Source organism: Pseudoalteromonas maricaloris (assembly GCF_024746855.1).
Classification (GTDB): domain Bacteria; phylum Pseudomonadota; class Gammaproteobacteria; order Enterobacterales; family Alteromonadaceae; genus Pseudoalteromonas; species Pseudoalteromonas maricaloris.
In genome coordinates, this window is record NZ_CP024625.1 from 2,801,417 (window position 1) to 2,813,654 (window position 12,238).

Genomic DNA, 12,238 nt, shown 5'->3' on the forward strand with positions numbered 1-12,238 from the left:
TAAGCTTATTTTAAGATTGTTAGGAGCAAACCTTGGCTAACATCAAGTCTGCAAAAAAACGCGCTATCACTAGCGAAAAGCGTCGTAAGCACAACGCAAGCCGTCGTTCAATGATGCGTACATACTTCAAAAAAGTAATCGCTGCAATTGAAGCTGGTGATAAAGAAGCTGCAACTCAAGCATTCGCTGTTGCTGCACCTATCCTAGACCGTTACGCAACTAAAGGTCTAATCCACAAAAACAAAGCTGCTCGTCATAAGAGCCGTTTAGTTGCTAAGATCAAAGCACTTTAATTTGTTGCTGGATTGAAAAAACCGACATTATGTCGGTTTTTTTATGTCTGTAATTTATATACTTTGGTATCAAAAGATAAAATCAGTGCCGTTTTAAACCAATTCTAAATCTGGGTAAAACTTCTTCAGCATAGCCGCGATTTTCTTCGGCGAAAATGGCTTAACAACAAAACCTTTAGCACCACGCTCAATAGCATCTTTAACATTGTCTACCGTTGAGTGTGCCGACACCATAACGACATTAATATTCGGGTTTATTTCATTTAGGGTTGCAATTAACTCTTTACCATCACCATCGGGCAGCTCAATATCTAAAAAGACAATATCAAAATGTTGCTCTTCACATGACTTTACACACTGCGTTGCAGTGGAGGCTTCTCTTACATGATCAATGCCTAAGTGCATTAAGGTTTGATGTAAAAAGCTGCGAACTGTCCCTACATCATCGACGATTAAAATAGAGATATTTTGATCCATAGTCCTTTCCCGTAGGCTGTAGTGTAAAAATAAGCTATTATACTTAGCATAGAAGCATTATAGAGACCTGCAACTAAAAGGCTACTTAAAGCATGGCAAAACCATCAAAAAAACAATCGCTTTTAGGTCAAGTACAGTCCAACCAAAAGAAACGCACTAGTACAACAAAAAACCGTCGACCATCACCACAACAAATTGCAGCGATGAAGGCTCAGCAAACCGCACAAGCACAGCAAGCACAAACTGCTACAGATAATGATAGACCTAAGGGAAAAGGTAAGTGGATAACTCTTGCAGTCATTGGAATACTATTTGTTGTCTTGCCAAAACCACAACTGATTACTTATGAGAAATTAGGACTTGTGGCTAGTAGTGTATATTGGCCGGGTCTTCCTGGTATTGATCCTGTGCTATTTGACTCAAATTTACATCCAAAGCCAGCGCTTGAGCGCAATACACTATACCTATGCCACGATTTGAAAAACCCAGACACCTGTCAAAAGTACCAAATAATCAAGCAAGAAGGCTTTATAGCGGCCATGATGGAGTTAATAAGCGGTTAGAACTTCACTAAAAATGCCTCATTATTGAGGCATTTTACTTTGTTAGGCAGATTAGTTAATTACAGCCACGCCAGCTACATGCTGAAGTACAAATTTTAGTACAGTTATCTGTAATCGGATCCTTTACCACACCTGTTCCACCTCCAATGTGAGGCGTTTGTGCTTTTGGAATTTGCTTATCAGTCGATAGGTTTTTTAATTTTGCAACTTTAAGTGATAATTTTTTCACAATAATATCCTTTTACGTTTCCCTTAGCCAACCTAAGGCCCCATTAAAGTAACAGAACAAACAAAAAGTTAAAACCCTTAGTTAACCATTAAAAATAATCTAGAGCTACACAATATCACCGTGAATCAACGAACTTCGGCTCTGTCGTAGTATAATTAATGAAAAGCGCGAGCCTTAATTATCATCGCTTCTAACAACTCACTTCTATCGATTAACCTACCAGCAATAACATGTACCACTTCACCCTCTTTCTCTACTATACCCTTTATTTCTAATAGCTGTGAGCCCATATAGGCTTGTTTTTGTGCTCGAGCAGTACCAGACCACACAATCACATTGATGTTGCCTGTTTCGTCTTCCAAAGTAAAAAAAGTCACGCCTTTTGCGGTACCCGGGGCTTGCTTCCCTGTCACCAATCCTATCACTGTTACTAACGATTTATGCGGTCGATAAAGCAGTTCATTAGCCTTAACCGTTCGGACTATAAGCTTTGCTTGCTCAAGTTGCTTGATTGGGTGAGTGCGTAAAGAGACCTTAGTGCTATTATAATCTTCCTGTAAGTTTTCGAACTCTGTGGCGCTAAAGTGACTATATTGCGACTCTTTCTCTTCAATATCACTGAATAGTGGCAAGGTTTTACTGTGATCTGCAAGCGACCACCTAGCAGCATAACGGCTATCCACAAAGTGATGTAAAGCATCTGCGGAAATCAACTTTTCAATAGTACTGTTGGTAATACCAGCTTGTTGTAACTGCACGATTTTACCAAACCCCTCTTGAGGTCTGCATTGTAATAATTGCAGTGCTTCTTCTTCACTTAACCCTTTTATAAGCCGAAGTCCTAAACGGATCGCAAACGTTGCTTGTCTTGGCTCTTGTACGACTTGATGTTCGTAATCGGACTGGTTAACACAGATAGGTAAAATGCTAACCTTATGCCTTGATGCATCTTGCAACAGCTGTGAAGCCGAATAAAACCCCATTGGTAAACTATTAAGTAGAGCGGTATAAAACATTGCGGGGTAGTAGTATTTCAACCACGCAGAGGCATAAGCCAGCACAGCAAAAGAAGCTGAGTGGCTTTCAGGAAAGCCATATTCACCAAAACCGCAGATCTGCTCAAAAATCCGCTCAGCAAATTGTGCTTCATAGCCCCGAGCCAGCATACCTCGAATAAGCTTTTCTCTAAACTGCATCAGCTCTCCGGTTTTCTTCCATGATGCCATGGCTCGGCGTAGGCTATCTGCTTCTCCTCCAGTGAACCCAGCTGCAACCATAGCCAGTTTTATTACTTGTTCTTGGAAAATGGGAACCCCCATGGTCCTCTCTAATACCGATTTAACCGCTTCGGATGGATAAGTCACTTGCTCTTCACCATCCCGTCGCTTTAAAAATGGATGCACCATATCCCCTTGAATAGGGCCGGGACGTACAATTGCTATTTGGATCACTAAGTCGTAGTAATTCGCGGGTTTCAGCCTTGGCAACATACTCATTTGTGCGCGAGACTCTACTTGAAACACGCCAACACTATCCCCTTTTTGCAACATCTTATAGACCAAAGGGTCGTCTTGCATACGAGTCAATTGGGCAAGATCCAGGTTTCGCTTCGTATGCGCTGCAATATAACCAAAGCACTTACGGATAGCGCTTAGCATACCCAAGGCCAAGATATCGACTTTGAGTAACTTAAGGGTTTCAAGGTCATCTTTATCCCATTGAATAATTGTGCGCTCTGGCATAGCTGCATTTTCTACGGGCACTAATTCATGTAATGGACTTTCTGAGATAACAAAACCACCAACATGCTGCGATAAATGCCTTGGAAACCCCATAATGTCATTAACCAACTGAATAAAGTGCTGACCTTTTAATGAGTTTGGCTCTAACCCTAGCTCCACTAATTGGGCCTGCCAGTTAAGTCCTTTATCACGGCGATTGAGATGCTTAATAAAGTACTCTATTTGCGCCATTTCAATGCCCAAGGCTTTGCCAACATCACGCATGGCACTTTTTAAACGATACGTGATCACCGTTGCTGCTAATGCTGCGCGTTTACGGCCATATTTCTTGTAGATATATTGGATCACCTCTTCACGACGTTGGTGTTCAAAATCCACATCTATATCGGGTGGCTCATTACGCTCTTTACTAATAAAACGCTCGAACAATACACCCACTTGCCGAGGGTCAACCGCGGTTATCTCTAAGCAATAGCAGACCACAGAGTTAGCGGCTGAGCCTCGCCCTTGGTATAAGATTTGATGCTGTTTTGCATACATCACAATGTCATGAATAGTGATAAAGAAAAACGGATAATCAAGCGCTTCAATAAGCGCTAGCTCTTTATCAATAATGGCTTCTATATCTGGCGGCACGCCATCAGAAAAGCGAACTTGCTTACCCTTTTCGACCAACGCACGTAAATAAGCCATTGGAGTAAATCCTGTAGGCACTAACTCCTGAGGATACTGATAATGCAATGCGTCTAAATTAAATACACATCGCTTCGCGATATTGACACTTTCTTCAAGAAAGGTAGGTGAAAACAACTTATTAAGCTTAGAGATAGCTCTAAGTGCCGACTCGCTATTACTAATCATTTTCTCAGGGATCTCGCTTATCACACGATTCTGTCGAATGGCTGTCAGTGTATGCTGTAGCGCAAGCCTAGATGAACAGTGCATAAGCACCCCGCCAACAGCGCAAATAGGTATTTGGTACGCTTTTGACAGCTTTACACAATGGGTAAAGTAATGTACATCTTCTGCACTCAAGTTACGTCGGTAGCCAATCCATATTCTATTTTGGTGGTATTTACACAGCCATTGCAATGCTTGAACATCTTGATTGTTCCCCTTTGGCAACCACAACAATAAAACATGCTTAAGCGACATAATATCCCACTCACTAAGCTGATATTGTCCCTTCTCCGTTCGCTGGCGAGCATTACTGATCACTCGACATAACTCTGTATAAGCGAGCTGGCAAGGACAAAGAGCAACCAATTCAATATTGTTGTACTTTAGCAAACTCCCAACTATCAGTTTTATCTTGAGTTTATGATCACGAATGTAAGCATGGGCACGGACAATACCAGCCAAAGAGCATTCGTCAGTAATGGCTATTGCGCTATAACCTAAAAAATCTGCTTGTTTGACCAACTCTTCTGGTCGCGATGCGCCAGTCAAAAACGAAAAGTTGCTCTGGCAAAAAAGCTCGGCATAAGACATTAGCTAAATACTCCATGAATATACCAATGATTATTTTGCTCTCGAAATACCCATAACCGCTGCGCTTGTTCATTTTGTACAATAAAATAGTCTCGCTGGACCGGCTCACCGTCCCACCACCCCGAAGCGATACGCTCTGGACCAGAAATAATATTGACTCTTTCACATAAAGGCTGTGGCTTCGGAAATAGAATGGTAGGTCTTAATTTACTCTTGAGTGTCGTGAAATGTGGCTCGTGGCTATAAGTGCTGGCCTTTTCAGGACGAGGATCGCCTGTAAGTTGTAGATATTGCACAGCCTGCTCACCGAGCTTAGCACATAGAATAGCCCGCAGTCCTTGCGCAGACATCGCACTTTGCTGCGTTGAGAAGAGATCTTTTATTGTGACATGCTGCGTTTCTAGTGCATCAGCTTTGAGTGAAACACTTTGTACGGGTGCATCTAAGGTTATGGATTCTAGCTTGAGGTTTAACAGGCGCTGCCAATTTTCTGCCTTATATTCAGGCTCCGCGCTGTTTAATGTGATCTCTAAAGCCTCTTTATCTCGAAGTGCTAAGGTAAAATAAAGCGTTCGAGTTACTAAGTTACGTTGCTGTAGGAATAATGCTAAACGCGATAGCAAATGCTCGATTGGCTTTTCTAACCAAGCCATTACTTCGACTTCGTAAAGTAAAGGTGCAGTAAGCTCAAAGGTTTCCGCAGGTTGGTAATAGTTAAGGGTTTCCTTTAGTTTTCCAAACAAGCAGCCGACATAATGTACGAGTTCAGTATCAAAACGTTTAGCCAGCTCACTGAGTGCAAACAGCTCTAACTGCGCCACGTTTTTAACTCCGGTGCGAGCAAGCAGCTCAACCACCCGACTGTCTAGACTTGTACGTGTTAGTCCTATTTTCCCCAAGTAATGACGCTTTTGGCACGGAGTTAACACAAGCGCATTGCAATACTCTCGCGCCAAGAGTTTAGCCATTATTGTGGACTCACCCATGCCGTAATAATAACTCTTGCCAAGCTGCGCTAATTGTCCAGATATTACTTGCCAGTAACTTGGCAAATCATGATAGAGCGACAGCATAGAATCGACTTTAAGCACAAGGCCATTAGGTTCATCGATTACAATATCTGCACTTACTTGATAAAGCATATTGGCAATTTCTAATAGCTGCTGTCTTTCTAGCAAGTCGTCGTAGGGCAAAACATGAAGCTGTGTACACAATGCACAAGCAGTCCCAAGGCCCATTCCTATTTTTATACCTCGCTGCTGCGCTGCATCATTTAACTGCACTATCTGGTTTTTGCGGCCATCAATAATAACAACGGGTGTAACAAAATCACCGGAAACCGTTTGCTTTGTCATTCCCTCTAGTTGCAGCATAGGAAAATAGAGATATAACCACATAACTAGCTCGTTAAACGCCGCTCATAGCCCGAAAATGCAACTATATTATCGCTAACATGAGGTAGATTCGGCTTTTCAAGCTCTGGCCAATAGTGGGGATTCTCTAGTTTAAGACTGCGATGTGCAAAGTGCCCCTTGTGCTTCTTTACTATCACATCCAAGCCGCTGTGCTGTGCTTGTAAAACCACTGAAAGTGTAAATGGTAAAGTCTGGGCGTACTGCGCTTGGTACAAAGCAAATAACCTACAATCTCCCGCCTGTGCACCTAACTGCAAACGCTTTACAGCAGCAATAGAAAGCGCTTCGTGCCAAAGTACAAGCGCACTACACGCACCACTTTTTACACATTGTTCCGCAGCCCACAGTGCTTCTTTTTCACTTGGTGGCTGCAATATCATAAATTCACTCAGATCTAACGATAAATAATGCAATGCCGCGGCATGTATTTGCCCTGGAGGATTAATTAATACCTTCAAACGGTTATCATCCACAAAATGGGGCAATATCAACCTTAACTCTCCTATTCCCATTGCAGTTTTAACACCAATCACACCTTGTTGCGGCCAACCACCGCACAGTAAATCATCAAGTGCAGCAAAGCGAGTACTGACGACATCATGCTGCAAGGCCTGTCCACGTCCACGCCAAAGCAGGTTTTTACGTTCAAGAAGATCTATATAATTCGCCATATATCACCAGACACTGTTTATATATACAGTATATTTAAATAAAGGCAGATCGCAAGTAGATCGCTAGAAAAGAGGCGAGTTAAAAATAACCATAGTTTGCGCTTTAAGTTAATCGTGTTTTGCTTAGGAGAAATGAGGTCTACAACTAGGGCCTGTTGATCTTTCAAGTTTGTTTTGCAGCAGTTTGATTGGTATTTATACAAGACAGAGCCAGCGTAGCATAGTCATTCTATGTAAGTCTGGCGATAAAGACTTTGTGCTCCTGCAAAGTCACCTTACCCCACATCCTTGTGGGGCAACACAGAAGAAATGCTAATCAAGCGCTGCCCTTTGGGTTCATCTGAGTGCGCTTTGTTCATTGTTGCTCAACTTTTGCCTAGATTACTAGGCGGCAAGTCGAGCGTCGCGACCAAAACACACTCAGAAGAACAAAAATCAAACAGCAAAGGTCAACAGGCCCTAGTCTATTTGTATAAAAGGCGACAAGAACTGAGACGTAAAACAATGAGTGTGGCGCGTAGATAACCGTCTTTTGACCTAGCAGAATGCTACCCACTTAGGTAACAGCTAACCAACTGAACTACCACTTTGCTGCAACGGGCAAAGTTATGACGACATTATTATAAGCTTATGCTGAAAAATAAGTGACTTGATTGTGATGACAAAAGGAAGACTGCTAAGAAGAGAAAATGAAAACTGGCCCAGTAGTCGGGACTCGAATCGAAGCGTCGAACCGCCGCAACAGACCGCTTTCTCTTAGTCAACAGCTAACCAACTGAACTACCACTTCGCTGCAACTGGCAAAGTTATAACGACATTATTATAAGCTGATGTTGAAAAATAACTTACTTGATAGTGATGACAAAGGGAAGACTAACGGTAAATGAGCTTTTTGGTATTTTGATTTTTGTAAAGGAAGCTTGCTTAGAAGAAAATGCAAACTGGCGGAGTGGACGGGACTCGAACCCGCGACCCCCGGCGTGACAGGCCGGTATTCTAACCAACTGAACTACCACTCCGCAGTGATAGATTTGCAAGATATCTTAAATGGCGGAGTGGACGGGACTCGAACCCGCGACCCCCGGCGTGACAGGCCGGTATTCTAACCAACTGAACTACCACTCCGCAGAGATATCTTAATGACATTATTTTACTCGTTTTAGTGTTGGCGGAGTGGACGGGACTCGAACCCGCGACCCCCGGCGTGACAGGCCGGTATTCTAACCAACTGAACTACCACTCCAGCGAGTAAACAAGCTGTCATAAAGCTTGAATATAGTTATGCGATACATTGGCGGAGTGGACGGGACTCGAACCCGCGACCCCCGGCGTGACAGGCCGGTATTCTAACCAACTGAACTACCACTCCACTGAGTATTCGCATTTTTTGCTTCGAAGTGTTGGCGGAGTGGACGGGACTCGAACCCGCGACCCCCGGCGTGACAGGCCGGTATTCTAACCAACTGAACTACCACTCCATAAGAAGCAAATGCACGTTTGTAATAAGTATTGGCGGAGTGGACGGGACTCGAACCCGCGACCCCCGGCGTGACAGGCCGGTATTCTAACCAACTGAACTACCACTCCAGCGCGACTTATTGATACTACGAAGAAATTTGGCGGAGTGGACGGGACTCGAACCCGCGACCCCCGGCGTGACAGGCCGGTATTCTAACCAACTGAACTACCACTCCGCGTCATATTCTTGCAGTGTTTGCTGTAAGGTGTGCTCCCTGACAGCGGCGTGAATAATACGAATGACCCCCTCATGAGTCAACCGTTTTTTGAAAAAAAACCGTGTTTTTTAGTTATCTTTCATTGAAAGGTTCAAAATATCACCTGATTTGTCATTTTTTGAACCATTCCCTGCTGCGTTATTTTCAGATGGTCCTAAATCATCAAGATCAATGACTTCTTCGGTTTTCTTAAATGGATTCTTTGGCATTGGTACTTTTAGTCTAATTGGCTTTTTTTGCACCAGAATACGAATGGCTAACCAACCGAGCAATAATACAACTAAGTTACCAGCAACAATAATACTGACTAATAGCGCTGTGCTTATTGTCGGCTCTGGTTCTGGCTCAGGTTGTTTCACTGCTGGTAACGCAGCGGCTTCCAATTCAGGCACTTTTTCAATGGGTCTTTCAATTTCAAAATTGTAATTTGGCAGCGTTGCCATAAACTCACGGCCATTGATATTTTCACCAAATGCGGAGATTTCTACACTATAACGCCCCCAATCATAATTCTTGATTGGCAGCTGACGATAAAGCCGCTCTTCTGCATCTAAGGTAAACATCTGCTCTTCACCATTAGGGTAGAAAATTTTGCCCTGTAGCAATATGGTCTCAGGTTTCACAACCGTGTCGTCTATCGTAATAGTAAGGCCATGTTCAAGCTCGTTTTCACCCGCTAGCATCAATTCAAAGTTGAATGGCGGCTCAGCGATAACAATAGGTGATTTGATCACTCTCCTTTTTAGAATGGGCGTTTCAATGAAGAATTCAGGCTGCCACTCTCCCGCTGGAAAGTTTAATTTAAACTCACCAGTAAAAATTCCATCCAAGGGTCTTTCATCAAACTCTCGGCCATCATCTTTAAAGTCGGTCACGCTTTGCGTACCTGCACCAAAGTTGGCATATTCATCGTTATTGGTACTAGAGAACTCCACATACAAAGTCACAACATCCCGGAAGTAACCCACATCTATCTGTTTGCCATCATTAGTCACGCGCCCTGTTACCTTCAACACTTCACCACGGAATAATAGCGGGGGCAAAGCTTCAACTTCGAGCTCAATGTCACCAAGCACCATTATGCGGCTATTTTTTTGGATCTGTCCGATGACTTGCCAAGGGCCTGGCGTTGGGTTCTTTAGAATGATCAAGTCATAACTGACTTCGTCGTACCATTGCAGTGCATCATTATCCAGCGAACTGGTCGCATAATATTTACTACCATCAGGCTTCACAAGTACCACGGCGGGAGCGCCAGGAGCGCGAAAAAACAGTAAAGTGATCTCTTCAATATTATAATCAATGCGAAAACGGTTATCTAAAAGAGGGATTTCATTTACCTTACCGTCCCGCTGCAACATCGTTATCTGTGGTGTTTGAGCGCCAACAACCGTACTTACTAGCAGTACAAACCCCAAGATAAGCTGTTTTAGATTCATGCATTAACCCTACACATTGCGTTGATGGCCTGAGTGATCTTTTTTTGGGATAAAGCCCCTAGTTAAGCGTCTATTCCACCCCAACGATACCGATTATATTCATTATTGCTGCCACAGACTTTGTCCACAAGCTTTGTTTACAAGCTCTAAACGTTCTGTATGTGCTTGTTCTTCATCGGCAGAAGCACGTAAAACTTTAAGTGCAGGACGATTACTGTCTAAACGAATAATGCCACCGGCTGAGTTAGCCTGATCACCTTTATTTTGATTCGCCAAATTCAGCTTTTTTTGGCCTCCCGTCATCGACAGGTAAACATCAGCAAGGATCTCAGAATCCAGTAAAGCGCCGTGCAGCGTACGCTTTGAGTTATCGATATCGTAGCGACGGCAAAGCGCATCTAGGCTGTTCTTCTGGCCCGGATGAAGATCCCTTGCCATCACCAAAGTATCTAGCACTTGGCAATAGTCATGGGTCGCCGGAAAGCCTTGGTTTAACTTAGCAAACTCATGGTCCATAAAGCCGACGTCGAACGGCGCGTTATGAATGACAAGCTCAGCTCCTTTAATGTAGTCAAAAAACTCTTGCGCAATTTGATGGAAAAAAGGTTTATCACGTAAAAATTCGTTGGTGATACCATGAACATCAATGGCTTCTTCTTCAATGTCGCGCTGAGGGTTAATATATACGTGGAAGTTATTCCCCGTTAGTCTGCGATTGACCAGCTCAACACAACCAATTTCAATAATCCTGTGCCCTGCTTTAGGATCAATACCTGTGGTTTCTGTATCCAGTACTATTTGCCGTGTGTGCATATCGTTGCCCGCTTAACTTTGCTATTATTTTGCCCTATTCGCACATTTTACATAAAAATAGGCAATTCAGTGCAAAAAACCGTAGAGATTTATACCGATGGCTCGTGTTTAGGCAATCCAGGTCCAGGTGGTTATGGTGTTTACCTCTCCTATCAAGGACATGAAAAAGAAATGAGTGCAGGGTATAAACTCACAACCAATAACAGAATGGAAATGCTTGCAGCCATTGTTGCACTCGAAACATTAAAGCGTCCCTGCGATATTATTCTGTATACCGACAGCCAATATGTTAAACAAGGCATTGAGTCTTGGCTTGAAAATTGGAAAAAGCGCAATTGGAAAACCGCAGCCAAACAACCGGTAAAAAATGTCGATTTATGGCAAAGACTGGACGCTGCCACCAGCCGACATACGATCCAATGGCGCTGGGTAAAAGGCCACGCTGGAAATAAATACAATGAGCTTGTTGATGACTTAGCGCGTGAAGCGGCTTCAGGTTCAAATCTACTTGTAGATGAAGGTTACGAAGCCAGTATTTAATACGCCTCTAGGAACAGCGTTCCTGTACCTACTCCATCAATGGTTACCTTAAGTCACAAAGCTAATCTTTATCTTGACAGGTTTGCCTGAGTCCAGCCCCTTTAACAGCGGGTGTCCACTTAGGCTTTACATGCCACTTGGGTTTGATTGGAGTGAGCGGCATCACCCGCTTTCTTGCCACCAACATATACACGCTTCCCATCGGCTTTAAGTAATGACGACAAAAGCGGCGCCATGGCGCAAAACGAGAAAGCCTCGAGCCTCGCGCTAAAGACGCATAGATAAAGCGCTCGTCACCAACAATCTCAAACCCGAGTAAATCTAGCCAATCCTTCACCCGCGATGGAGTAAAGAAGCGCCCTGACCAAGGTAGTTTTTCTTTACTAAAGGGAAGCATTTGCGCCACACCACATAAACTAAAGGGATTAAAACCTGAGATCACAATATAACCACCGGGAATAAGTGTGCGATGGGCTTCGCGTAGAATATGATGCGGATCAGAATGATATTCTAAACACTGGCTTAAAATACAAGCATCGACTGAGCTTTCGTAAAAAGGTAGCTCGTCAATTTCAGCAAATACCCCGACATGTTTACCTTGTGGGGCAACACAAACTTGATGCTTAATCGGGCTGGCAGAGGTATTCATTTGACCGCTCAAACAGCCGAGTTTTAGCATGTGGTAACCAAACATTCTTGGTAGCCATTCATCCAGTCGTTTTTGGATCCCCACTTTTAAATATTCACCGTGAGGAAAGTCTTGCCACTCATCGGGTTTGGGTCCTTGTAAAAAACTTAACGCTGGTTTCATTTACTAAGCTCGTTATAC

Annotated in this window: 12 protein-coding genes and 7 tRNA genes; 4 read left to right on the forward strand and 15 right to left on the reverse strand. The window is 43.4% G+C overall.

All coding sequences use genetic code 11. The annotated features are described in order from the left end of the window. Positions 1–32 precede the first annotated feature (32 nt). A complete protein-coding gene (gene rpsT / locus CTT31_RS12290) occupies positions 33–293 on the forward strand; it encodes a 30S ribosomal protein S20 (protein WP_010370978.1) in 261 nt (86 codons plus the stop codon). 93 nt (positions 294–386) lie between these two features. Here rpsT and CTT31_RS12295 read toward each other — a convergent pair whose 3' ends face one another. Further along, complete coding sequence (locus CTT31_RS12295) at positions 387–770, reverse strand: response regulator (RefSeq protein ID WP_010370975.1); 384 nt, start codon at positions 768–770, stop codon at positions 387–389. A 92-nt stretch (positions 771–862) separates the two neighbouring features. Here CTT31_RS12295 and CTT31_RS12300 point away from each other — a divergent pair, with 92 nt between their 5' ends. Next, positions 863–1,333: a hypothetical protein gene (locus CTT31_RS12300; protein WP_039496944.1), complete on the forward strand. Its 471-nt coding sequence runs from the start codon at positions 863–865 to the stop codon at positions 1,331–1,333. A gap of 55 nt (positions 1,334–1,388) precedes the next feature. On the opposite strand, the gene CTT31_RS12305 is transcribed toward CTT31_RS12300, so the two are convergent. The 4 genes from CTT31_RS12305 to imuA all read right to left on the reverse strand — a co-directional run bounded on the left by CTT31_RS12305 (position 1,389) and on the right by imuA (position 6,881). Next, positions 1,389–1,562, reverse strand: a complete 174-nt coding sequence (locus CTT31_RS12305) for a hypothetical protein (protein ID WP_175401314.1) — start codon at positions 1,560–1,562, stop codon at positions 1,389–1,391. A gap of 155 nt (positions 1,563–1,717) precedes the next feature. After that, positions 1,718–4,795 carry an error-prone DNA polymerase gene (locus CTT31_RS12310; protein WP_260491356.1) on the reverse strand — a complete coding sequence of 1,026 codons (3,078 nt, stop codon included), beginning with the start codon at positions 4,793–4,795 and terminating at the stop codon, positions 1,718–1,720. After that, positions 4,795–6,192: a Y-family DNA polymerase gene (locus CTT31_RS12315; RefSeq protein ID WP_260491357.1), complete on the reverse strand. Its 1,398-nt coding sequence runs from the start codon at positions 6,190–6,192 to the stop codon at positions 4,795–4,797. Before CTT31_RS12315 ends, CTT31_RS12310 begins: the two co-directional genes overlap by 1 nt. Before the next feature lie 2 nt (positions 6,193–6,194). Beyond that, positions 6,195–6,881 (reverse strand): translesion DNA synthesis-associated protein ImuA, encoded by a 687-nt coding sequence (imuA, locus tag CTT31_RS12320; RefSeq protein WP_260491358.1) that lies wholly within the window; start codon positions 6,879–6,881, stop codon positions 6,195–6,197. A gap of 309 nt (positions 6,882–7,190) precedes the next feature. On the opposite strand from imuA, the gene CTT31_RS23560 reads away from it, so the two are divergent. Next, complete coding sequence (locus CTT31_RS23560; protein WP_084204346.1) at positions 7,191–7,406, forward strand: hypothetical protein; 216 nt, start codon at positions 7,191–7,193, stop codon at positions 7,404–7,406. A gap of 417 nt (positions 7,407–7,823) precedes the next feature. Here CTT31_RS23560 and CTT31_RS12325 read toward each other — a convergent pair. The 9 genes from CTT31_RS12325 to dnaQ form a co-directional block, all read right to left on the reverse strand. Beyond that, positions 7,824–7,900, reverse strand: a tRNA-Asp gene (locus CTT31_RS12325). Positions 7,901–7,929: 29 nt separating this feature from the next. After that, positions 7,930–8,006 (reverse strand) — tRNA-Asp (locus tag CTT31_RS12330). A gap of 41 nt (positions 8,007–8,047) precedes the next feature. Beyond that, positions 8,048–8,124: transfer RNA gene (locus tag CTT31_RS12335), tRNA-Asp, on the reverse strand. 49 nt (positions 8,125–8,173) lie between these two features. Continuing rightward, positions 8,174–8,250: transfer RNA gene (locus tag CTT31_RS12340), tRNA-Asp, on the reverse strand. 32 nt (positions 8,251–8,282) lie between these two features. Beyond that, positions 8,283–8,359, reverse strand: a tRNA-Asp gene (locus tag CTT31_RS12345). 32 nt (positions 8,360–8,391) lie between these two features. Then, positions 8,392–8,468: transfer RNA gene (locus CTT31_RS12350), tRNA-Asp, on the reverse strand. 30 nt (positions 8,469–8,498) lie between these two features. Continuing rightward, a tRNA-Asp gene (locus tag CTT31_RS12355) sits at positions 8,499–8,575 on the reverse strand. 110 nt (positions 8,576–8,685) lie between these two features. Continuing rightward, positions 8,686–10,056, reverse strand: coding sequence for a TIGR03503 family protein (locus tag CTT31_RS12360; RefSeq protein ID WP_211858065.1), 1,371 nt, complete (start codon positions 10,054–10,056; stop codon positions 8,686–8,688). A 102-nt stretch (positions 10,057–10,158) separates the two neighbouring features. Beyond that, positions 10,159–10,869: a DNA polymerase III subunit epsilon gene (gene dnaQ, locus CTT31_RS12365; protein ID WP_010370953.1), complete on the reverse strand. Its 711-nt coding sequence runs from the start codon at positions 10,867–10,869 to the stop codon at positions 10,159–10,161. Between the two features lie 69 nt (positions 10,870–10,938). On the opposite strand from dnaQ, the gene rnhA reads away from it, so the two are divergent. Next, entirely contained in the window at positions 10,939–11,409 is a 471-nt protein-coding gene (gene rnhA, locus CTT31_RS12370) for a ribonuclease HI (protein ID WP_260491359.1), read from the forward strand. 61 nt (positions 11,410–11,470) lie between these two features. Here rnhA and CTT31_RS12375 read toward each other — a convergent pair whose 3' ends face one another. Next, the gene (locus tag CTT31_RS12375) at positions 11,471–12,220 is read right to left on the reverse strand and encodes a class I SAM-dependent methyltransferase (RefSeq protein ID WP_211858070.1); all 750 of its coding nucleotides are present in this window, start codon (positions 12,218–12,220) and stop codon (positions 11,471–11,473) included. Between the last annotated feature and the right edge of the window lie 18 nt (positions 12,221–12,238).